Source organism: Colwellia sp. C2M11 (genome assembly GCF_018860915.1).
Lineage (GTDB): Bacteria > Pseudomonadota > Gammaproteobacteria > Enterobacterales > Alteromonadaceae > Colwellia.
This window is the reverse complement of record NZ_JAHKQD010000003.1, coordinates 152,712-174,441: the sequence shown is the minus strand read 5'-3', so window position 1 is coordinate 174,441 and position 21,730 is coordinate 152,712. Positions and strand designations below refer to the sequence as shown.

23 protein-coding genes are annotated in these 21,730 nt (G+C 35.7%); 17 read left to right on the top strand and 6 right to left on the bottom strand.

Annotated elements, in window-relative coordinates; genetic code table 11:
- Positions 1-111 precede the first annotated feature (111 nt).
- Positions 112-1,566 carry a tRNA uracil 4-sulfurtransferase ThiI gene (thiI, locus tag KO509_RS00725; protein ID WP_215971364.1) on the top strand — a complete coding sequence of 485 codons (1,455 nt, stop codon included), beginning with the start codon at positions 112-114 and terminating at the stop codon, positions 1,564-1,566.
- Positions 1,567-1,607: 41 nt separating this feature from the next.
- On the opposite strand, the gene KO509_RS00720 is transcribed toward thiI, so the two are convergent.
- The gene (locus KO509_RS00720; protein ID WP_215971363.1) at positions 1,608-2,591 is read right to left on the bottom strand and encodes a 2-dehydropantoate 2-reductase; all 984 of its coding nucleotides are present in this window, start codon (positions 2,589-2,591) and stop codon (positions 1,608-1,610) included.
- Between the two features lie 7 nt (positions 2,592-2,598).
- On the bottom strand, positions 2,599-2,997 hold the full coding sequence (locus KO509_RS18245; RefSeq protein WP_215971362.1) for a VanZ family protein: 399 nt from the start codon (positions 2,995-2,997) through the stop codon (positions 2,599-2,601).
- 145 nt (positions 2,998-3,142) lie between these two features.
- Between KO509_RS18245 and KO509_RS00710 the strand changes: the two genes are divergently transcribed.
- Both KO509_RS00710 and KO509_RS00705 read left to right on the top strand, forming a co-directional pair.
- Positions 3,143-3,625, top strand: a complete 483-nt coding sequence (locus KO509_RS00710; RefSeq protein WP_215971361.1) for a YajQ family cyclic di-GMP-binding protein — start codon at positions 3,143-3,145, stop codon at positions 3,623-3,625.
- 583 nt (positions 3,626-4,208) lie between these two features.
- Entirely contained in the window at positions 4,209-4,562 is a 354-nt protein-coding gene (locus tag KO509_RS00705) for a DUF1428 domain-containing protein (RefSeq protein WP_215971360.1), read from the top strand.
- Between the two features lie 177 nt (positions 4,563-4,739).
- Here the strand turns inward: KO509_RS00705 and KO509_RS00700 are convergent, their stop codons facing one another.
- The gene (locus KO509_RS00700) at positions 4,740-5,234 is read right to left on the bottom strand and encodes a peptidylprolyl isomerase (protein WP_215971359.1); all 495 of its coding nucleotides are present in this window, start codon (positions 5,232-5,234) and stop codon (positions 4,740-4,742) included.
- Positions 5,235-5,314: 80 nt separating this feature from the next.
- Positions 5,315-6,295 (bottom strand): tRNA-modifying protein YgfZ, encoded by a 981-nt coding sequence (ygfZ, locus tag KO509_RS00695; protein ID WP_215971358.1) that lies wholly within the window; start codon positions 6,293-6,295, stop codon positions 5,315-5,317.
- A 198-nt stretch (positions 6,296-6,493) separates the two neighbouring features.
- On the opposite strand from ygfZ, the gene KO509_RS00690 reads away from it, so the two are divergent.
- Both KO509_RS00690 and KO509_RS00685 read left to right on the top strand, forming a co-directional pair.
- Positions 6,494-6,766, top strand: a complete 273-nt coding sequence (locus KO509_RS00690) for a succinate dehydrogenase assembly factor 2 (RefSeq protein WP_215971383.1) — start codon at positions 6,494-6,496, stop codon at positions 6,764-6,766.
- A gap of 31 nt (positions 6,767-6,797) precedes the next feature.
- Positions 6,798-7,193 carry a protein YgfX gene (locus KO509_RS00685; RefSeq protein ID WP_215971357.1) on the top strand — a complete coding sequence of 132 codons (396 nt, stop codon included), beginning with the start codon at positions 6,798-6,800 and terminating at the stop codon, positions 7,191-7,193.
- Here KO509_RS00685 and nadB read toward each other — a convergent pair.
- The gene (gene nadB / locus KO509_RS00680; protein WP_215971356.1) at positions 7,168-8,823 is read right to left on the bottom strand and encodes an L-aspartate oxidase; all 1,656 of its coding nucleotides are present in this window, start codon (positions 8,821-8,823) and stop codon (positions 7,168-7,170) included. The genes KO509_RS00685 and nadB overlap by 26 nt on opposite strands.
- Before the next feature lie 231 nt (positions 8,824-9,054).
- Between nadB and rpoE the strand changes: the two genes are divergently transcribed.
- From rpoE to KO509_RS00620, 12 genes are all read left to right on the top strand, one after another.
- Positions 9,055-9,633, top strand: coding sequence for an RNA polymerase sigma factor RpoE (gene rpoE, locus KO509_RS00675; protein WP_215971355.1), 579 nt, complete (start codon positions 9,055-9,057; stop codon positions 9,631-9,633).
- A 77-nt stretch (positions 9,634-9,710) separates the two neighbouring features.
- Positions 9,711-10,340 (top strand): RseA family anti-sigma factor, encoded by a 630-nt coding sequence (locus KO509_RS00670; protein ID WP_215971354.1) that lies wholly within the window; start codon positions 9,711-9,713, stop codon positions 10,338-10,340.
- A gap of 91 nt (positions 10,341-10,431) precedes the next feature.
- The gene (locus tag KO509_RS00665) at positions 10,432-11,445 is read left to right on the top strand and encodes a MucB/RseB C-terminal domain-containing protein (protein ID WP_215971353.1); all 1,014 of its coding nucleotides are present in this window, start codon (positions 10,432-10,434) and stop codon (positions 11,443-11,445) included.
- Complete coding sequence (locus tag KO509_RS00660) at positions 11,445-11,936, top strand: SoxR reducing system RseC family protein (RefSeq protein ID WP_252727311.1); 492 nt, start codon at positions 11,445-11,447, stop codon at positions 11,934-11,936. The genes KO509_RS00665 and KO509_RS00660 overlap by 1 nt, the downstream gene beginning before the upstream one ends.
- A 102-nt stretch (positions 11,937-12,038) precedes the next feature.
- The gene (lepA, locus tag KO509_RS00655) at positions 12,039-13,829 is read left to right on the top strand and encodes a translation elongation factor 4 (RefSeq protein ID WP_215971352.1); all 1,791 of its coding nucleotides are present in this window, start codon (positions 12,039-12,041) and stop codon (positions 13,827-13,829) included.
- Positions 13,830-13,905: 76 nt separating this feature from the next.
- Positions 13,906-14,838, top strand: a complete 933-nt coding sequence (gene lepB, locus KO509_RS00650) for a signal peptidase I (RefSeq protein WP_215971351.1) — start codon at positions 13,906-13,908, stop codon at positions 14,836-14,838.
- Entirely contained in the window at positions 14,838-15,566 is a 729-nt protein-coding gene (gene rnc / locus KO509_RS00645) for a ribonuclease III (RefSeq protein ID WP_215971350.1), read from the top strand. The genes lepB and rnc overlap by 1 nt, the downstream gene beginning before the upstream one ends.
- A gap of 3 nt (positions 15,567-15,569) precedes the next feature.
- On the top strand, positions 15,570-16,481 hold the full coding sequence (gene era, locus KO509_RS00640; RefSeq protein WP_215971349.1) for a GTPase Era: 912 nt from the start codon (positions 15,570-15,572) through the stop codon (positions 16,479-16,481).
- A gap of 86 nt (positions 16,482-16,567) precedes the next feature.
- Positions 16,568-17,296: a DNA repair protein RecO gene (recO, locus tag KO509_RS00635; RefSeq protein WP_215971348.1), complete on the top strand. Its 729-nt coding sequence runs from the start codon at positions 16,568-16,570 to the stop codon at positions 17,294-17,296.
- An 11-nt stretch (positions 17,297-17,307) separates the two neighbouring features.
- Complete coding sequence (pdxJ, locus tag KO509_RS00630; RefSeq protein ID WP_215971347.1) at positions 17,308-18,039, top strand: pyridoxine 5'-phosphate synthase; 732 nt, start codon at positions 17,308-17,310, stop codon at positions 18,037-18,039.
- A gap of 89 nt (positions 18,040-18,128) precedes the next feature.
- Entirely contained in the window at positions 18,129-18,521 is a 393-nt protein-coding gene (gene acpS, locus KO509_RS00625) for a holo-ACP synthase (protein ID WP_215971346.1), read from the top strand.
- 151 nt (positions 18,522-18,672) lie between these two features.
- On the top strand, positions 18,673-18,921 hold the full coding sequence (locus KO509_RS00620) for a hypothetical protein (protein ID WP_215971345.1): 249 nt from the start codon (positions 18,673-18,675) through the stop codon (positions 18,919-18,921).
- Here the strand turns inward: KO509_RS00620 and barA are convergent.
- Positions 18,918-21,722, bottom strand: a complete 2,805-nt coding sequence (gene barA / locus KO509_RS00615; protein WP_215971344.1) for a two-component sensor histidine kinase BarA — start codon at positions 21,720-21,722, stop codon at positions 18,918-18,920. The two genes, KO509_RS00620 and barA, sit on opposite strands and share 4 nt — an antisense overlap.
- Between the last annotated feature and the right edge of the window lie 8 nt (positions 21,723-21,730).

Sequence of the window (21,730 nt, the reverse complement as noted above, 5' to 3'; positions counted from 1 at the left end):
AGGACAGCTTTTTTGTTGGCACTCAATATTGCCTTAACTCGCATTTTGAGGTGGTTTGGGTATATAATGCGCGCCATTATTCTTATTGTTATATTTATTAGGCCAACATCGATGAAATTTATCGTAAAGCTGCAAGCTGAAATCACCATTAAATCTCGCCCTGTTCGTAAGCGTTTTACCAAGATCTTAGAATCGAATATTAAAAATGTTTTACGCCGCATTGATGAAAAAGTTACCACGCGGATGAACTGGGATAACATCGAAGTAAATACTAAAGATAATAGTTCTGAAAACCGTGAACGTTTAGTGGAAGCACTTAAGTGTATTCCAGGTGTACCGATGTTTTTAGAAGTTCAGCAGTCAGAATTTATTGATGTTCATGATATTTATGAAAAAACTTTAGCCATTCATGCTAAGACGATTGAAAATAAAACTTTCTGTGTTCGTGTAAAGCGTACGGGTACACATGACTTTAATTCACTGAAAGTAGAGCAATATGTTGGTGGTGGTTTAAATCAGTCAGTAGAAAGTTCAAAAGTTAAACTGACTAAACCTGATGTCACTATTCGTTTAGAAATAAAAAACAAAGATTTATTTATTGTTACCCAACGTCATAAAGCGCTAGGTGGTTTTCCTATCGCAACCCAAGAAGACGTTTTGTCTTTAATGTCTGGTGGTTTTGATTCAGGGGTTGCTAGTTATCAAATGATTAAAAAAGGGGCTAGAACTCATTATTGTTTCTTTAATTTAGGTGGCTCTGCTCATGAAGTAGGGGTGAAGCAAGTTAGCTATTATTTATGGAATAAGTTTGGTGCGTCTCACAAGATTAAATTTTTTGCTGTTGACTTTGAACCTGTTGTGGCTGAAATATTAGAAAAAGTTGAAAACAGTCAAATGGGCGTAATACTTAAACGTATGATGATGCGTGCCGCGAGTAAAATAGCTGCAAAAGGTAAAATTCAAGCGCTAGTGACGGGCGAAAGTTTAGGGCAAGTGTCTAGTCAAACACTCACTAACTTAAACGTTATTAATCGAGTAACAGACACACTTATTTTACGTCCATTAGCTGCTTATGATAAACAAGATATTATTGATATAGCTCGTGATATTGGTACAGAAGATTTTGCGAAAACTATACCTGAGTATTGCGGTGTTATTTCAAAGAAACCGACAGTAAAAGCGGTATTATCTAAAGTTGAAGAAGAAGAAGGTCATTTTGATTTTGATATTCTGGATAAAGTTATTAGCGAGACCCGTGTTTTTGATATTCGTGATATTGGTAAAGAGACCGAAGAAGAAATTCACGCAGTTGACCTAGTAGAGAATATTCCAGACAATGCTGTTGTGGTTGATATTCGTAGTCCAGAAGAAGAAGAAGATAAGCCATTAAGCTTAGATAATGTTGAAGTTAAACATATCCCTTTTTATAAACTTGCCACTCAGTTTGGTGATTTAGATATGAGTAAAGATTACCTACTTTACTGTGATCACGGGGTAATGAGTAAGCTACAAGCTCTTTACCTGATTGATAACGGTTTCAGTAACGTAAAGGTATATCGTCCGTAAAAGCAAGTTTAGTTCTTAAATTAGCGTATTAGGTCAGCACCTTAACTTAGCGCGCTAACCGCTTGCCACATTTTAGTATTTTCTGGTGTGGCAAGTTTGTGTTTTATACCTAAGCGATGTATATAGCCATTAATGTAATCTATTTCACTCGTACGTTTTTCGGTAATATCACAACGCATAGAAGAGCTATTTTTAGCGGTTGCTTGTGCTACATTTTTCACTATTATTTTAAGATCTGCTAAATCTAAATTCACCTTTTCAGCATCAGCTACAGCCACTACTTCTTCTAGTAATATTAAAATTGTTGATGAATATTCAGCATTATTTATTTCACCGTTACTGATATCGTTTATTGCAGTTAATGGATTAATAACACAATTGATTGCTAGCTTTAACCATTGTTTTTTATTGATTTCTTGATGAAATGTTACTTGAGGTAGGGCGGTATTTAATAATTTTGTCAGTGATTCTTGCTGTGCTAAGTTCGGCACACCTGAAAGTAAACCAATATCTGTTGAACCAACTCCGGTATGTGTCACAGTAAAAGGCGCTGAGCGCAAACAACCATGTGTTGTGAGTAATGCGTAAATATTCTGGTGCTTGATTATATTTTGCGATAGTTCTGACAAGGTTCCCATACCATTATGAGCAAGTACAATAGTAATATTACTTTTTAATTTATTTGCAATATTATCCAGTGCTAACGATATTTGAAAAGCTTTTACGCAAAAAATAATGAGATCAGCTTGCTCAATATCCTCAGTTTGCGCGTAATTAATTTTACCCTGATGTACTAAACCATTATGATCAGTAAAAGAATATTGATCATAGGACATGGTTATTTGATTTGTTGATGTCTTATTAGACCGCGGCTTAGCTGAAGGAGAAGTTGAATCGGTTCTCTTCGAGGGTAACAAATGCAGCCGTGCTTCATTATAATCACCGTGGTTATTTATCAGCTGTAAAATATGATGATACCAAAGTAAGCCTATCGCGCCTTGCCCAACAATAATAATATTTTTCAACTAAATGTTACCTTTGAAGCTTGTTGTTTTTTATTCTCTGAATCATAAATGATTTATATCGAAAATAAGCAATTTTAAACAGTATGTATAAAATGATCCCTGCTATATCAGCAAAAAAATCACTAAACTCACCATTACGAAACCCTAAATAATATTGCCCTAGCTCACTGAGCCCAGCATAGCAAGATAGCGTAAAAAAAGTAGTTAATAATGATAGCTTTATTACTGAAATCGCTAACCAGCTTAAAACGAAAAAGCTAATAAAATGACCAATAGTATCTATTTGCGGAGAGCGAAATATTATTCTTGTTAGGGCATCAGGTAGTAATAATTCATGAGAAAAAAATAGGGCTATCCCACAGCAGAAAACGAAGATAAAAAAAGTTAGGTGATGTCGTACTTTCACAAGGTATACATTTTAAAAAAATAAGACCTTAATATTACCATGTCCTCAGCGTTTGTGGATGAAAAATTCTCGTGAGGTCTGCTTGTTTGGCTTTTTTTGCTAGGTATAATAGGGACAATAATAATTTAATTGAAAGAGAATAATTATGCCATCAATGGATATTGTTTCTGAGACTGATTTAGAAGAAGTACGTAATGCGGTAGATAATGCCAATCGAGAAATATCAACTCGCTTTGATTTTCGTGGTGTAGATGCAAGTTTTGAATGGAAAAAACCTGTAGTAACAGTAAAGTCTGAAAGTGATTTTCAACTAAAACAACTTTGTGACATGTTACGTAGTCAATTAACTAAGCGTAATGTTGACGCTAAAGCGATGACAATAGGAGCTGCTTCTGCAACAGGTAAAAATTGGAGCCAGCAAGTAACCTTTAAAGAAGGAATTGAACAAGACGTAGCCAAAAAAGTTGTTAAGCTTATTAAAGGAGAAAAATTTAAAGTACAAGCGGCCATTCAAGGTGAGCAAGTTCGCGTTACAGGAAAGAAACGTGATGACTTACAAGCGGTAATGCGTTTTGTGCGAGAAGCTGATTTAGAGCAATCTTTTCAGTTTACTAACTTTAAAGATTAATTTCCATATAGATTTTAATTTTAGCTTATCGAGTTTCTGTCATTCGTTGTAGTGGCTCAAACTCGATATAGCATTGCTAGTTTCTGTGTTTGAGTCAAACCTTACTACAGTAATATCATCTAGGCGTTGCCCACCTTTATCACCTTATCGAACTAGTGTCATTTTACATCAATTATTTACCCAAACGGCTCTGTTTTATATCAGCTTCATTAATTAAGTGAGCAATTTTATATGTAGAAAAAATTGCCAAATATAAGGAATTTATTTAATAACTAGTTGTTCTAATTATTAAATAACGATGTGGTTGGTGGTTTTAGCAAGTAGAAATGCTCACATAGCTAGTGAGATTGGCATTAGCACTACAGAAATCTTTTAAAATAGGCAGTTTAGTCAATATTTCAGTGTATCTAATTCAATAAAAATTAGGGCGTGGTTATTTATACTGGCCTACGCTTCAGTTCTTTACTAAACTAATTATAGTTTTGATTTTTTAAGTTAATCTCAGATATGGAGACTAGCCTTTTGGGGAAGTCATCATGTCTATGTGAATTTAAACCATAAAAATATTAAACAGAGGTTATATATGTCTTATGTAGATGGTTTTGTAGCTGCAGTCCCAACAGAAAATAAAGAAAAATATATTGAACATGCTAAGTTATCTGCGGTTGTTTTTAAAGATCACGGTGCACTGAAAGTCACTGAAACTTGGGGGGATAATGTTCCTGATGGCGATATAACATCCTTCCCTATGGCTGTTCATTGCGGCAACAATGAAACGGTAGTATTTTCATCTGTATTATGGCCGACGAAGGAAGTACGTGATGCTGGTTGGGAAGCCATTATGGAAGATCCTAGGATGGATCCAGAGCAAAATCCAATGCCTTTTGATGGCAAGCGTTTAATATACGGTGGCTTCGAAGTTATTATAGAGGAGTAGTTGCGAGTGCCATTTAATTAACAAGGAACATAAAAAGCCAATAATCTGGCTGGCTTTGAACTTGAAGTGGCTCGTTAAAAGGTCTTTGGAATCTACTAGATAAAGTTTGAGTTATGCCACCTTAGTTAAATGTTGAAGGCTTGTAACTCGAACTTTACCTATGAGTTAAATTGTTATTTAATCGTGATCATGCCCACAGCTTTCACCTTCGCCATGAATATGGCCGTGCGCAAGCTCTTCTTCAGTTGCTTCTCGTACTTCTAAAATATCGACTTCAAAGCTCAAATCAATACCAGCTAATGGATGGTTACCATCAACAGTTACTTCATCGTCTGTAACATCGATTACAATAACTGTTTGCTCACCATCATCAGTACTAGCACGCAGTTGAGTACCCAGTGTTAAATCTTCAACGCCTTGCAGTAATTCTTTTGGTACTGTTTGTACATAGTCGTCATGACGTTCACCGTAAGCTTTATCTGCGCTTACATCAACTTTAAATTGATCACCAACTTGATGACCGATTAATGCCTCTTCAAGGCCTTCAATCAGATAACCTGAGCCTTGAATAATAGTCATAGGTTTATCATCATAAGAGCTGTCGATTAATGAACCTTCGCTGTCTGATACTGCGTAGTGCATTACGACTACTGAATTGTTGGTAATTTTCATATATTGTCCAATGTTAAAACTGAGTTTAAAGTTAAGTTTAGACGTTAAGAGATTAAGTTAACGTTTTAAGTATGATTTTTCTATTCCTCAACCGTTAACGAATAAGGTAATGTTTCAACTGCTACCTTAGCGTCAGGTTGTGATTTTATTCTTAATTGAGTTGAGCTATCAACATCATGCCCTAATACAGCTTGGATATAGCATGTACCATCATCAGCTTGATATGTAGATAATACATCACCAGCTTTACGCCAGTTTTCGCCTAATTGTTTTTCAATTATATCATCATTTTGTACTGGCTGATTCAGAAGAGTAGTTAATGAAAACAGGGCTTTTTTATTCTTACCTAAATATTGCATACGAGCGACAGTTTCTTGGCCTAAATAGCAGCCTTTAGTAAAACTGATACCGTGAATAGCTTGTAGGTTAAGCATTTGAGGAACGTATTCACCGCTGCTTTGATGAGATAACTGAACAAAACCTTCACTGATTTCGAGTAAATTCCAGATATTATTAGAGTAAACAGGTAAATTGATGCCTTGTATAATATTTTCTAATCTGGAGGTTGAATCAATTAATAAGTAACGAGTTATTCTGCCTGAAATATAAACCAGTGTTGTAGAGTCTGACTGTACTACGGGGTTTAAACTATCAGGGATACGTGAAAAATTATTTTTTAATATAGTTTCAGCGTCATCACCTATTAATGCAAAAATCGCTAAGTCATCAGCTTTTAAAATATCAACCTTGGCAAAAACACCAAACTTTTTTAGTTCTGCCATTGATGACTCAATACTCGATTCAGGCTGAATTAATAAGTGTGCGTCGTTTCTATTTAATAAGCGAAAAACACTGAATGTTTTGCCTTTAGCATCGCAATGTGCACCAACAAGTAAGCTATGTTCTGTACTTATGGTTACGTCACAAGTGACTTGTCCCTGCAAATACTTGCTCTTTTCTTCACCCGTTAATGCAATAGCACTATAATGATTTAGTGAAACTAAATAAGTGTCGGGTAATTGCTCTAGAGTAGGGGAGTTTGCTTCAAGGTTTATTGACATAAGAAAAGCCTATGCTGTGGTTAATAAAAGATAAATAAGGGTGAAAGAGCAATAAATCAAGTTTAGTTGCAAAAAACACACAATTTATTGGCGGTAAAACAGCTGTTATTGTTACAATGTATTCTACTAAACAACACGTTAAAGCAAAACGGTTAATCCTTAGAACATCACTTTAGGTAAATTACTATGCCAACATCAATAAGCTCTCTAGAAAAAAATCCTCAACCTATAGTCAATAAAGCAAGACTAAGATGGGCTTGTCGTCGTGGTATGCTAGAGCTAGATGTACTATTTATACCGTTTGTTGATGAAGCTTATGATAATTTAACATCGAAACAACAATACGTTTTTGAACGTTTACTGACCGAGCAAGATCCAGATCTATTCGCTTGGTTTATGGGGCATAAGGCTTGTGAAGACCAAGAACTTAACACCATGGTGCAACTTATTCTCAACCGCGTTAAAGTATAATATATGCGTTAGAAGTTCACGTTATCAGCCTATGTTATACGTGGGAGGATTTGTTGCGATACTTCTGTTACCCGTATTATTGTTTACTTATGCTTATCATCTTGCATTAGTTGTTATTGTACTTACGTTATTTTTATTTGGCTTTTGGCTATCAAGTAAATCAGTTCAATGTGTTACGGGTGTAAACTTTGAGTTAAGTAAAGAGGGGATTTGTTCTCTTAAAGGGAATGACTATCAACTATCAAAAAGTAGCCGCTTTAGTTTTTTGGGCTGTTGGTTAATTTTACAGCCCATCACTACAGTGAGTTTAATGCTTGATGATAAGGTAAGTAAAAATAAAGCTCTTTTTATTTACCGTGATAGTCTAAGTGAACAAGATTTTTCTCGATTAGTCACTGTTATTACTCAATTAAATCGTCAACCTTAGGCACTACACTTTTAATTGAGTTTAATTTAGTTGTCAGTATCGTTGGTTTTGCATCAGGTAAGGTGTCCGGATAATCTAAGGTATAGTGTAGACCTCGGCTTTCTTTTCTTTTCAGCGCACAGTGAATAATCAACTCAGCTACTTGTACTAAATTTCTCAATTCGAGTAAATTATTACTAACTTTAAAGTTTCGATAATAGTCTTGAATTTCTTGTTGTAATAATTCTACGCGATGCAAGGCTCGTTCAAGTCTTTTAGTGGTTCTAACAATACCAACATAATCCCACATAAATAGGCGTAGTTCATGCCAATTATGTTGAATAACAACTTCTTCATCAGAGTCTGTTACTCGACTTTCATCCCAAGGTGGTAAGTCAATAAAAGAGTTGCTATGGGTTAACGAACCGCTAATTTCTAAAGCGGCGGCTCGTGCATAAACTAGGCACTCTAGTAATGAATTACTCGCTAGACGATTCGCGCCATGCAAGCCAGTATAAGACATCTCTCCAATAGCATAAAGTTGAGGAACGTCAGTTCTACCATGCTGATCTATCATGACGCCACCACAGGTATAATGTGCTGCGGGTACAATAGGGATTGGCTGTTTAGTGATATCAATACCTAAATCTTTGGTACGTTGATAAATAGTAGGGAAATGTTGTTTAATAAATTCAGCAGGTTTATGACTTATATCTAGGTACATGCAGTCAACACCTAAACGTTTCATTTCAAAATCTATCGCTCGGGCGACAATATCCCTAGGTGCTAATTCTGCTCGCTCATCAAAAGCCGGCATAAAGCGACTACCATCAGGTCGTCTTAGTTTAGCTCCTTCGCCACGTAACGCTTCTGTTAACAAAAAGGTTCCAGCATCAGGATGAAATAAACAAGTAGGATGGAATTGATTAAATTCCATGTTTGCTACACGACAGCCCGCTCGCCATGCCATTGCAATTCCATCACCGCTTGCAATATCAGGATTAGAGGTATATTGATAAACTTTACTTGCGCCGCCTGTTGCTAAAATAGTTTTTTGAGCATAAATACTTTCAACTTTTTCTGTATTTCTATTCCAGATATAAGCGCCAATACACTGTTTTTTATCATCGGCTTGTTTAGAGTCGGCCTTATGATCACAAATAAGATCAATTGCATTGTAACGTTCAAAAATACGAATACGCGAATGCTGTTTAACTCGCTCTGATAAAGTTGTTTGAATAACTTTACCCGTAGCATCTGCGGCATGAAGGATACGGCGGTGACTATGACCACCTTCTCTTGTTAGATGGTATTTAGCTTCGCCTTGAGTGTCATCTTCTTTATCAAAATTAACACCTTGCTCAATGAGCCAATCAAGGCATGCTTTTGCACTTTCCGCTGTATATCGCACCGCACTTTCATCACATATGCCAGCACCGGCAACGAGAGTGTCTGAAATATGATCTTCAATACTATCATTTTCATCAAAAACGGCTGCCACACCACCTTGAGCATAATAAGTCGATCCTTCATTTAATGGACCTTTGCTCAAAATAACGACATCTGCATTTTTTGCTAAATGTAAGGCAAGTGTTAAACCAGCAGCGCCGCTGCCAATAATTAAAACGTCACAATTGTTTTGTTGATTCATATATACGAATGTTAAGTAAAATCAGTTATTATAGTACGATATTAACGTTAATTAGCGTTTGATAATAGAGCTAGCAAGTATGAATTGAGACTAAAATAGAAATAAATGAAATTAAATAGAACTTTTTCTAGAACCCGTAGTCTTAATTTATGCGTTTGTTATGAGCCAAATGTGTAAAATGATTTTTTACTCTGAATTTTTTGTAGAGTATATTTAGGAGAAATGGCTCAAATGAGCGAACAGAACGTCGACCAAGCATTGGTTGAGCGGGTTCAGCAAGGGGATAAAAACGCCTTCAACCTGTTAGTAACGAAATATCAGCATAAAGTGTCTAACTTAGTGTCGCGCTATGTAAGTAATCACAGTGATGTGCCAGATATCGTACAAGAAGCTTTTATTAAAGCGTATCGAGCCTTACCTAATTTTAGAGGGGAAAGTGCATTCTATACTTGGCTATATCGAATTGCAGTGAACTGTGCAAAAAATCATAGTGTCGCTTTAGGTCGAAAACCACCAAGTAATGATGTTGAAATAGAAGATGCTGAGTTTTATGATGGAGGGGAAGCGCTAAGAGAAAATGCTTCACCTGAAAAAGTATTACTTACTGAAGAAATTAAAAAGGTGATTTTCGATACAATAGCGCAACTACCTGATGACTTGAGAATGGCAATAAATTTTCGAGAGATTGAAGGATTAAGTTACGAAGAAATAGCAACCATTATGGAGTGCCCTGTTGGTACAGTGCGTTCGCGAATTTTTAGAGCACGTGATGTGATAGATAAAAAAATCACACCATTACTAAAAAGTTAACTTGCGTAATAATGGCTAGTTAAACGAGAGTTTATCAATTTTAACACCAATTTAGGTGTGAATTAAAAGGTTAAAGTATGAGTGAAAGTAAGTTTGAGACAATATCATCTATAGTTGATAACTATCGTGTTCCTGAGCAAGAGTCTGAACAGACTATTGACGAAATGCTCAAGGATGAAAACTTAGCAAACACCTGGGAGAACTACCATTTAATCGGTGATGTAATGCGCAATGAAGTACCAGCAGCATTACAGTTAGATTTATCGGCACAAATAGCATCAGCAATTGCAGATGAACCAACAGTATTAGCGCCTAATACTTCCAATAATAATGCAGCTACCGGATTTAAAGCTAAAGTTATCCAGCTGATAAAACCTGCAGGACAATTCGCTATTGCAGCCTCGGCAGCAGGATTAATGATTATTGGAGTACAGCAAAATACCGCGGATACCAATGAAGTTATTATGCCAAGTCAAATAGTACAAACTAAACCGTTAGGTGGATTTGCTAACCCAGTAAGCTTTAATTATCAGCAAAATACCAAGTCACAACAGCAGGCTGAACTTGAGCAAAGAATTGAGCAACAAAGACGTTTTCAAGCTTTATTATCAGATCATGAGCAACAAATTAAGTTGAGTGAAGTTAGAAAAACAGATAAGAAGGAAAGTCTTACTGAGATGGACAAAGAATTAGAAAAATCTCAATAGAAAGCAAACCTTTGATCTCCCCCTATATGAAACGTGAGTAACTTAAGTATAATGAGTTATTCACTTTTTACTGTCTAAACCACGAGAAAATATGAAATTACTAACATCATTCTCCTTTATCTGCATTTTTATCACCAGTTTATTTGTTAGTTTTTCAGCTGTGTCTGCCGATGAAGAACAAGCAAAGTTACTCCTAGAGCGACTTTCTCAATCGTTACGTCAACTAAATTTTAACACTTCGTTTGTTGTCGTTAAAAATAACCAAGCAGAGCCTTATCATTGGTTGCATGGTCTTGCCGAAAATAAAACGGCTGAACAAGGCGACAATAATAAATATGTTGAGCTTGAAATTTTAGCTTTATTAAATGGCCCACGTCGCGATATTCTACGTATTAATAATATCGTTAGTTATAATGAACCAGAATATGCGCCATACTCTATTGACTCTTCACAAATTAGTGGTCCAATTCCTGCTGTTTTTAGCCAAGATATAAGTATTTTAGAAGAAAACTATCATTTGGTTTTAGTGGGCAAAAATAGGGTGCTAGGTAGGGCAGCACAGTTAGTTCGTATTGTACCAAAAGATTCGCATCGTTTTGGGTACTGGCTTTGGTTAGATCAACAAAGTGGCTTGCTATTAAAGTTAGCAATTATCACTCGCAAAGGTAACTTACTTGAGCAAATTCAGTTTACTCATTTAGACATAACAGATACTGTTTCAGAAAACTTGAGTCAACTACAAACGACTGAATTACCAAAAGTAATTGATGTTGCTACTCAACAAAAAACAACAGAACTTGCTTGGCAAGTTAACTGGCTACCTACTGGATTTAAGCCAATTAAATCAGATAGACATCGTATTAGCACCAATAAACAAGCCGTTGAATTTATGCTTTTTAATGATGGTTTAGTAGATATTTCGGTTTATGTTAATCCAAGTAATGAAAAAAACAGACCATTAGAATTTGGTAATGACGGTGCCACCTTGGTATTGAGCCAGGTAGTTAATAATATTGAAGTAAGTGTTGTTGGGAAAATTCCTTTAGAGACCGCGAAGGAAATAGCTAATTCAGTCAGTTTTAATACTAAGGTTACTTCACCATAATGGAAGAATTAGCAACCGTTACCGAGATTAGTCATGGTAATATTACAGTCGTTAGTCAAATAAAGTCTACTTGCAATAGTTGCTCACAAGTTAATAACTGTGCCAACGGGCAAGTTGCCAAAGCGATACCTCATAAAAAGCTATCATTTACCTTAGGTAAACCTAAATCACTGAATAAGCAAATAATAGGGGTTGGTGATAGTGTTTTATTAACTGTGCCTGAAGAAGATGTATTGAGTAGTGCTTGGCAAGTCTATTTATTACCTATATTAGGGCTCTTTTCGTTTTCAGCATTAGGTCAATGGCTAGTACAGAAAGCGATAATACCGCATGAATTAATCGCAATCGTTATTGGTAGTGTCGGTGGTTACTTAGGTTATCGTTTAGCAAAAAAACTGCAAAGCGACCCAATTAAGCAAAAAAATTTGCAGCCGAAAATTTTACGTGTTTTACCTAAGCCTCTTGAAGTCAACAATATTAGCGAAAGTTAACATCTGTTGTGAAAATTCTGAACAAAAGATAGCCCCAGCGCGCTAAATTCGTTAAGATCACGCCATTCTTGAATTAATAACTTTTTATCTGAATAGCCATTTATGAAAAATATACGTAACTTCTCAATTATTGCTCACATCGATCACGGTAAATCAACACTTTCAGATCGTCTAATTCAACATTGTGGGGGGTTGCAAGCACGTGAGATGGAAGCCCAAGTTCTTGATTCAATGGACATTGAACGTGAGCGAGGCATCACCATTAAAGCACAAAGTGTTACTTTAGATTATATTGCGAAAGATGGTGAAACTTATCAGCTTAACTTTATCGATACTCCGGGACATGTTGATTTCTCTTATGAAGTATCACGCTCGTTAGCCTCGTGTGAAGGTGCATTACTTGTCGTTGATGCCGGACAGGGGGTTGAAGCACAAACCGTAGCTAATTGTTATACCGCCATTGAAATGGACTTAGAAGTAATTCCTATTTTGAATAAAATAGATTTACCACAAGCCGATCCTGAACGTGTTAGCGAAGAAATTGAACATATCATTGGTATTGATGCGACTGATGCCGTGACTTGTTCTGCTAAAACAGGTCTTGGCATCGAAGATGTTTTAGAAACGATTGTTAAAAATATTCCACCACCGCAAGGTGAGTATGATGCTCCGTTACAAGCGCTAATTGTTGATTCATGGTTTGATAACTATCAAGGTGTTGTTTCCTTGGTAAGAGTTATTAATGGTGAAATTAGGAAAGGCGATAAAATGTTGGTGATGTCTACAGGACAAGTTCACCAAGTTGATAAAGTAGGAATATTTACGCCTAAACAAATTGATACTGGTATATTACGTGCTGGTGAAGTTGGTTTTGTGATTGCAGGCATTAAAGAAATTCATGGAGCACCTGTAGGTGATACCATTACCATCAGTAAAAAAGAAACAGCGAATGCACTTCCTGGATTTAAAAAAGCACAGCCACAGGTTTACGCAGGTATTTTTCCTATTAGTTCTGATGACTATGAAAACTTCCGTGATGCTTTGAATAAATTAAGTCTTAATGATGCTTCTTTATTCTTCGAGCCAGAAAACTCTTCGGCTTTGGGTTTTGGTTTCCGTATTGGCTTCCTTGGCATGTTGCATATGGAAATTATTCAAGAGCGTTTAGCACGTGAATATGATCTTGATTTAATTACGACAGCCCCAACCGTAAATTATGAGATTGCCTGTACGAATGGTGAAGTATTATCTATTGATAATCCGGCTGACTTACCTGCAATTAATAATATTGACGAAATTAGAGAGCCAATTGTACAAGCTAATATTTTAGTACCACAAGAATATCTAGGTAGTGTTATTACCCTATGTATTGAAAAGCGTGGCGTACAAAAAGATATTATTTATCACGGAAATCAAGTTGCCGTTACTTATGAGTTACCTATGGCTGAAGTAGTAATGGACTTTTTTGATAAGTTAAAGTCAACAAGTCGTGGCTATGCTTCACTCGATTATAATTTTATTCGCTTCCAGGAAGCCGATATGGTGCGTGTCGATGTTATGATTAACGGAGACCGAGTTGACGCTTTAGCTATGATTACACACAGAGATAATTCTGTTTCACGTGGTCGTATGCTCGTTGATAAACTAAAAGAGCTGATTCATCGTCAAATGTTTGATATTGCTATTCAAGCCGCTATTGGCAATAACGTTATTGCGAGAACTACCGTAAAGCAGTTACGTAAGAATGTAACCGCTAAATGTTATGGTGGTGATATTAGTCGTAAGAAAAAGCTATTACAAAAACAGAAAGACGGCAAGAAACGTATGAAGCAAGTAGGTAATGTTGAAGTACCTCAAGAAGCGTTTTTAGCAGTATTGAAATTAGATAATTAACTAAAAAATACAAATAATAAGTGTTGAACCAACATATTCGGTACTTATTTTTGTGACAATTAAAAATAGGAATTTTATGGCTGTTTATTTTTCAATTATCTTGGTTGCAATTACGGTAATCACCGGTATTGTGTGGCTTTTAGATAAGCTTTATTTAGCACCTCAACGTAAATTGAAAGTTGAAGAAGCACAAGATGCGGTAAAAATGCAAGGTGGGGCAGAATTACCAAAAGAAACAATCGAAAAGCTGATGGAACCATCACCTCTTATTGATACTTCGGTGCAAATTTTTCCTATAATCGCTTTTGTTCTAATCTTAAGATCATTTCTTTATGAGCCTTTTCAAATACCATCTGGATCGATGATGCCCACGTTGCTCGATGGTGATTTTATATTGGTGAATAAATTTAACTATGGTTTAAGGGATCCTGTTGCTCGTAATAAATTTCTTGAAATTGGTTTGCCTAAACGTGGTGATGCTGTGGTATTTAAATATCCCGTCGATCCTCGAATTGATTATATAAAGCGTGTTATTGGTTTACCGGGTGATCGTATTATTTATAGAAATAAATCGTTATATATTAAAAAAGCGTGTACAGAATCGGATACAAGTTGTCCTGACTTTGTGCAGATTGTAAATAACTATACCAATAAGTATGAAGGGCCTGATGCTGAAGAAGGGATGAACCAATTTGAAGCAGTAATGTTTGATAAAAAACATAATATTTTGAATAATCAAAATGTTTTACCTAGAACAGGCCATTATTTTCAACAAGCAGGTACGGCACAAGATGAATTTTTAGTGCCAGCAGGGCATTATTTTGTAATGGGCGATAATCGCGATAATTCGCTAGATGGCCGTTTCTGGGGGTTTGTACCTGAAGAAAATCTAGTCGGTCAAGCTGTTGCTATTTGGATGAGTTTTGATTTTGAACGTACTGAAGAAAGTATTTTACCGCACTGGGTACCAACAAATATCCGTTTTGAACGTATTGGCGCAATAAACTAATGAGTAATAAAAATCAAATTAGTGCTATTTCTCTCAATCGTTTGTCAAAGAAAATTGGTTATAGCTTTTCTCAACCTGAATTACTAGTACAAGCACTTACGCATCGAAGCGCGAAGGGGCAACATAACGAAAGACTCGAGTTTCTTGGCGATTCTATTTTGGGGTTTGTTATTGCAAAAGCGTTGTTTGATAAATTTCCTAAGCATAACGAGGGCGATTTGACTCGTATGCGTTCTAGCTTAGTGAAAGGTGTAACGTTAGCTGAAATTGGACGAGATTTTAATTTAGGTGAATACTTAATACTTGGGCCAGGAGAGCTAAAAAGCGGTGGGCATAGACGGGAATCTATTTTAGAGGATGCTATTGAAGCCATTATCGGTGCGGTTTATTTAGATTCCAATATATCTCAATGTAAGAAGTTAATTTTATCTTGGTTTGCTCAACGACTTGATGCAATTAAGCCAGGAAATGAACAAAAAGACCCTAAAACGCGTTTACAAGAGTATCTGCAGGGAAGAAAAATACCTTTACCTGTTTATGATGTTATTGATACTAGTGGTCAATCGCACAATCAGCATTTTACTGTTAGTTGTATTACTGAGGTTGTCAATAAAGAAGTGATTGCTCAAGGTACAAGCAGACGTAAAGCTGAGCAAGCAGCTGCACAAGAAGTTTTAGCACAGTTAGAGCAAAGTAGTCTTAAGCAAAAAAATACCAAGGTAAAATAGTCAATGAATAATGAATCTACTCGTGCAGGAATAATTGCCATCGTTGGCCGTCCTAATGTAGGGAAATCTACTTTACTTAATGCATTGCTTGGTCAAAAAATTAGCATAACATCGCGTAAACCACAAACTACACGTCACCGCATTTTAGGTATTCTTACCGAGGAAAATAGACAAGCTATTTTAGTCGATACACCGGGCCTTCATTCTGAAGAGAAAAGGGCTATAAACCGTTTGATGAATAGGGCGGCAACTAGTTCAATTTCAGAAGTTGAGTTAATTCTTTTTTTAGTTGAAGGTACTCATTGGACAACAGATGATGATCTAGTACTGAATAAAATAAAAAAAAGTGGTTCACCTTGTATTTTAGTGGTTAATAAAATCGATAATATTGTTGATAAAGATGAGCTATTACCTCATTTGCAAAAATTAGGAGCAATGCATGACTTTACTGATATTGTGCCTATTTCTGCCAGCAAAGGGCATAGTGTCGATACGATAAAGAAACTGTGTTTAGATAGCTTGCCTGAAAGTGACTTTTGGTTTCCTGAAGACCATATCACGGATAGATCAAGCCGTTTTATGGCGTCAGAAATTATTCGTGAAAAGCTTATTCGTTTTACAGGTGATGAACTTCCTTATTCAATCACCGTTGAAATAGAACAGTTTAAAATGGATGATAAAGGTATTATTCATATTAATGCGTTAATTTTAGTGGAACGTGATAGTCAAAAACGTATGGTTATTGGTAATAGAGGTGAACGCCTAAAAACTATTGGCCAAGAAGCAAGACGTGATATGGAAAACTTATTTGATAGTAAAGTTTTTTTAGAAACCTGGGTTAAGGTTAAATCTGGTTGGGCGGATGATGAGCGAGCGTTAAGAAGCTTAGGTTATGGTGATGACTACTCTGGTTAGTGGCTAGTTAAGTAACAGCTAAGCTAATAAAGCAATACTTATTGGCTTATTCTATAAAATGACGTATTACGAAAAATAGTAGAAACATGTCAAATATTCAAGTGGAACATCATGCTTTTGTACTCCATTCTCGCCCTTTCAAAGAGAATCAGCAACTACTTGAATTGTTAACTGAATACGAAGGAAAAACTTCCGCACTTGTGTATGTAGGGCAATCTAAACGCTCTATTAAAAAAGGTATGATCCAGCCTTTTTTACCTTTAAAACTTACTTTTAAAGACAGCAATGCGACGTTAAAGCGTATTACGGGTATTGAAGCAGCAGGTAATTCTTATTCTTTAAACCAACATTATTTATATAGTGGTTTTTATATAAATGAGCTTTTGGTTAAACTCTTGAGTAATGATATTGTCTGTGAAGCGGTATTTAAGCAATATCAGTTAACATTAATATCCCTATCTGAAAATTTACCTATTGCTCCTCAATTACGACAATTTGAATTATGCTTGTTAGAAGAGCTGGGTCAATCGTTTGATTTTAGCCCTGTATTTAATGAAGTAAGTGATAATGTTGCTGGTTTTTATTATGTAGTAGAACAAGGGTTTGTTCCTGCTTATAAATATTCAGTAACTAATATAACTACGCCTTGGTTTAATACAGAGCATTTACAATCTATTGCTAATTATATTTATCAAGGCACAGAGCTTATAGATAAAGACGCTGGGCATACGTTTAAACTATTAATGCGAAATGTGTTAACCCATCTACTTGATGGTAAGCCTTTAAATAGCCGTAAATTATTTGAGAAAAAATAAGAGAGAATAAAATGAAAGAATTACTTTTAGGTGTTAATGTCGATCATATTGCGACTTTACGCCAAGCTAGGGGAACAAATTACCCTGACCCAGTATATGCCGCTAGTGTTGCCGAACATGCTGGAGCTGATGGTATAACTGTACATTTACGTGAAGATAGACGCCATATCCAAGATCGAGATATTCATGTGTTAAAACAGACACTACATACGCGAATGAATTTTGAAATGGCCGTTACTGACGAGATGATCGCAATTGCCTGTGAGGTGAAACCAGCTTTCTGCTGTTTAGTCCCTGAAAAAAGAGAAGAGCTAACAACAGAAGGAGGTCTAGATGTTATTCAGCAGTTTGAAAAAATAGCTGATGCTGTGACAAAAATTTCAGCAGTAGGTACACAAGTAAGCTTATTTATTGATGCAGATAAAGGTCAAATTGATGCTGCTTTAGCGAGTGGCGCACCTTATATTGAAATCCATACTGGCCAATATGCCGATGCAATAGAAGAGTCAGTTCAACAAAGTGAATTAGTACGTTTAACTGATGGTATTAAGTATGCGCACAGTATTGGTTTGAAAGTAAATGCAGGTCATGGACTTAATTACTTTAATGTTAAACCTATTGCTGCAATAGAAGAGATAATAGAATTAAATATTGGTCATGCCATTATAGCTCGTGCAGCTATTGATGGTCTTGATAAAGCGGTTAGAGATATGAAAGCATTAATGTTAGAAGCAAGGCAGTAGTTTTAGCTTCTTAATGATTATTTTAAATTGAGCTCAAGTTAGTTTGAGTTCGATTTAAAATACTGGGAACTAGCTTTTAAGGATCATATATGCCGATTATTGGTATTGGTACAGATATTGTAGAAATTAGTCGTATTGCTAAAATGCCTGATAATACTCGTGAACGATTAGCTAAGCGTGTATTGACACTGGATGAATATGAACGCTTTGTAAGTATGGGTCTAGTTTCAGTTAATAATGCTACAAGTTATTTGGCTAAACGTTGGGCAGGAAAGGAGGCGACAGCCAAAGCTTTAGGTACTGGTATAGCAAGTGGTGTTTCTTTTCAACATATAGAAATAATAACGCTTGCAAGTGGAGAGCCTAAACTTATACTTTCTAGTAGAGCCCTAGAAATTGCTCAATCTAAAAAAGCACAGTATTGGCATATTTCTCTTGCTGATGAAAAACGTTATGCAACAGCATTTGTGACGCTTTCATAAAGTAGTCAAAAATATTAAATTAAGGATAGCGGGTATAATATTTTTTTATTTTATTTTTATTTTTTTTATACTAAAATCGAGTTCTTATATTTGCGGAATTCTGCATTTTAATTGTAGCTATTAGCTTTTGTTGTTTAAATAAGGAATTTTCATGCAAGCAGAAGAGAAAATAATACTTGAAAGACGTGAACGCTCATCTGAAAAATCTATGTTGTGGGATAGGTTATCATTAGCGCAAAAATTTTCAGCTAGCAGTCTAGGCAAGTTTGGCTATGAATTATCCTTTATACGAAAAGAAAAAGACCATAGTATAGCTGTACTCACTTGTAACTCTGGGATCGCAATAATTACTGAAGATGGCGAGATTGATACAAGTCCTGATATTACGCTTCGTGATTAAATATTTATTCCAGGTACATCGCTATTTAGCTTTATTAACACACTAGGCGCTTGTTCTAATATTAACTCTATTTGTTCAAAAAACTCTAAAAATTCAGGCTCTAAGCTACCTAAAGCTGCCTCTTTTTTCAGTTGAGTTTCTATTTCTTGGCAAATATTGGTTAGCTGTGGAACCCCCGTGTAACAGCAAGTTCCGTTTAGTTTGTGTATCAATTTTGTTAATTTCGTACTATCTTGTTCTTCTAACGCAATGCTGATCTCTCTTTTACTTTCTGGTAAGTATTCAATTAATCCTATAAGCATCTCTTTAGCTAAATTTTCTTTTCCGCCTGTTCTGTTAAGTGCTATCTGCCAATCTATTATCTTTATATTGTGCTCATCTTGTAGTGTTAAAGGCAAAGTTTCTCTCGGTGTATGTGAATTTTTTTTGTCACTATCTAGAAAATAATTAATATCACAGTATTCATAAATAATGTGTTTTAACATAGTTTCATCTATAGGCTTAGTCATGTAGGCATCAAAACCTTGTTGTTCCATTCTTTCTTTTTCACCACTTAAAGCATGGGCTGTCACTGCAATTATAGGCGTTTTTTCGTTATAAGAATTACGTCTAATAGCTTGTAGGGAGCTTATGCCATCCATTATTGGCATTTGAATGTCCATAAAAATTAAGGTAAAAATTTCATTCTGGCATAACTCTAACGCTTTTAAGCCATTGTCAGCCAAGACAACTTCGCCCACTTGCTCGCATAATAGGGCATTAATGAGTTTTAAGTTCGCTTCGTTGTCGTCTACTGCGAGTACCTTAATGGGCAGAATGTTTTTATTTGGCGTTGATAAATACTCAGGCTCAGCTAATAAAGCACTGTAGAGTTTGTTTGTTGTTATTGGCTTACTTAAACAGCTTAAAGCACCACTGGCTAGCAGAGCATCATGTAAACTAGGTGAATTACTATTAATAGCTAAATGTATATTGGCTATTTGAGGCTTTATTTTAGTGATTGTTTTTTTTAAATCACTTAAAGCGGTTGAGGTTTTATCGTGACCAATTAATGCAAAATCAAAATGTGTATTTTCATCTTGTGCAGACTGTTCAAGCACTTCATCTAATTGTGTTTTAGTGTCGACTTTAGTTACTTTCATATCCCAATTAGATAAAATGTCGTATGTTGCCGCTCGGCTATGTGAATGCGGTTCATAATATAAAATAGACTTATCTGCTAGCCTTAAGTGCTCTAATTCACCTGTTACAGGTAAGGTGTTCATGCCACATTCAAAGTTAAACCAAAATGTTGAACCATGATTTTTATTAGAACTAAAACCTATATCCCCCTTCATTTCATGAGCAAGTCTTTGGCAAATAACTAAACCTAAACCGGTTCCTCCATGTAGTCTGGTGATACTTTGATCTGCTTGAGTAAAGGCTTTAAATATTGTTTTTTGTTGTACGTTGCTCATACCAATACCACTGTCAGCAACGGTTATTTTTATTGCAGCTCGTTTGGCGTTAATTATGTTGAAGGTAACATCGATAAGCACAGAGCCATGTTGAGTAAATTTAATAGCATTGCTGACTAAGTTACTCATAATTTGTTTAATGCGCATTGCATCGCCTAACAAGGAGTCAGGCAGTGAGTTATCAATTTTTATTGATAACTCTAATTCTTTTTTATGAGCACTAGGTGCTAATAGCACTAAGCTCTCATCGATAGATTCTCTTAATGAAAAGGGAATACTTTCTATTACCATTTTTCCTGCTTCAAGTTTTGAAAAATCCAGAATATCATTAATAATGGCGAGTAAATTATTGGCAGATCTATCGATTGTTTGTAAGTAATCTCGTTGAGAGTCGCTTAGTGGTGTTTTAAGTACTTGTCGAGTAAAGCCAATTACCCCATTTAAGGGGGTACGTAATTCATGGCTCATATTAGCTAAAAATTCCGACTTTATTTTATTAGCATCTTGAGATTTTTTCTTGGCAATGCTTAACTCAACATTTTGAATTTCATACTGTTCTAAACTTTCACGTAAATCAATGGTTGCTTGATCAATACTACTTTGCATTTCATTTTGGTAATTACCCAATGATTGCGCCATGGCATTAATACCTAGTTTTAAAAAATTAAGTTCGCCAATTAACAGTTGCCCAGTTACGCGACTTTCAAGCTTTCCCTCTCTAATTCGATCAATAGCATTCACCATGGAGTTGATCGGCTTAGTTACGTTTTGAATCAGCTTCAGTGCTAAAAGACTACTCAGTAAAACAGCAAGAAAAGCGAGGCTAAAGGCAATAATATATTGGCTTTGTTGTTTGAGCTTAATCCAGCTTTTATCGACATGTATAGCAATGTAGCCCAAAGGTGTTAAAACATTATTACTATCAAATTTTTCGTCAAGGATAGGCGTTCTGAAAATAATAAAATCGTCAAAGTGCTCTCCTTGAGTATAGGAAGGAGGGGCTTCTTCTGGTTTTAAGCGCATTAAATTTGTATCACCATGATAAGCGCTGGTTACTAATATTTGGTTATCTAAAGTAAAGACAGTAATACTTTTAATAAGACTTGATTGGCTTCGGTGTACCGCGCTGATGATAGCGCGAATTTTTTCGCGGTTGTTGTTAACATATGCTTCTTTAGTGGTAATGGCTAAAGGTTCAATAATACTTTGGGAGCGTAAAGTTAAAAATTCGTTTAATTCACTACTACGGTTATATGAAAAATAGCTGGCAAGTCCAAAGCTAATAAATGCTATAGGAACAATCGTTAGTAATATAACCCAGTCTTTGAGGCGTAATTTATGCATTATGAATA

Bases quoted from the DNA above. Each gene is read 5' to 3' on its own strand.
- thiI (WP_215971364.1), top strand. From the start codon at position 112: ATGAAATTTATCGTAAAGCTGCAAGCTGAAATCACCATTAAATCTCGC.
- KO509_RS00710 (WP_215971361.1), top strand. From the start codon at position 3,143: ATGCCATCAATGGATATTGTTTCTGAGACTGATTTAGAAGAAGTACGT.
- KO509_RS00705 (WP_215971360.1), top strand. From the start codon at position 4,209: ATGTCTTATGTAGATGGTTTTGTAGCTGCAGTCCCAACAGAAAATAAA.
- KO509_RS00700 (WP_215971359.1), bottom strand. From the start codon at position 5,234: ATGAAAATTACCAACAATTCAGTAGTCGTAATGCACTACGCAGTATCA.
- ygfZ (WP_215971358.1), bottom strand. From the start codon at position 6,295: ATGTCAATAAACCTTGAAGCAAACTCCCCTACTCTAGAGCAATTACCC.
- KO509_RS00685 (WP_215971357.1), top strand. From the start codon at position 6,798: ATGTTATACGTGGGAGGATTTGTTGCGATACTTCTGTTACCCGTATTA.
- nadB (WP_215971356.1), bottom strand. From the start codon at position 8,823: ATGAATCAACAAAACAATTGTGACGTTTTAATTATTGGCAGCGGCGCT.
- rpoE (WP_215971355.1), top strand. From the start codon at position 9,055: ATGAGCGAACAGAACGTCGACCAAGCATTGGTTGAGCGGGTTCAGCAA.
- KO509_RS00670 (WP_215971354.1), top strand. From the start codon at position 9,711: ATGAGTGAAAGTAAGTTTGAGACAATATCATCTATAGTTGATAACTAT.
- KO509_RS00665 (WP_215971353.1), top strand. From the start codon at position 10,432: ATGAAATTACTAACATCATTCTCCTTTATCTGCATTTTTATCACCAGT.
- KO509_RS00660 (WP_252727311.1), top strand. From the start codon at position 11,445: ATGGAAGAATTAGCAACCGTTACCGAGATTAGTCATGGTAATATTACA.
- lepA (WP_215971352.1), top strand. From the start codon at position 12,039: ATGAAAAATATACGTAACTTCTCAATTATTGCTCACATCGATCACGGT.
- lepB (WP_215971351.1), top strand. From the start codon at position 13,906: ATGGCTGTTTATTTTTCAATTATCTTGGTTGCAATTACGGTAATCACC.
- rnc (WP_215971350.1), top strand. From the start codon at position 14,838: ATGAGTAATAAAAATCAAATTAGTGCTATTTCTCTCAATCGTTTGTCA.
- era (WP_215971349.1), top strand. From the start codon at position 15,570: ATGAATAATGAATCTACTCGTGCAGGAATAATTGCCATCGTTGGCCGT.
- recO (WP_215971348.1), top strand. From the start codon at position 16,568: ATGTCAAATATTCAAGTGGAACATCATGCTTTTGTACTCCATTCTCGC.
- pdxJ (WP_215971347.1), top strand. From the start codon at position 17,308: ATGAAAGAATTACTTTTAGGTGTTAATGTCGATCATATTGCGACTTTA.
- acpS (WP_215971346.1), top strand. From the start codon at position 18,129: ATGCCGATTATTGGTATTGGTACAGATATTGTAGAAATTAGTCGTATT.
- KO509_RS00620 (WP_215971345.1), top strand. From the start codon at position 18,673: ATGCAAGCAGAAGAGAAAATAATACTTGAAAGACGTGAACGCTCATCT.
- barA (WP_215971344.1), bottom strand. From the start codon at position 21,722: ATGCATAAATTACGCCTCAAAGACTGGGTTATATTACTAACGATTGTT.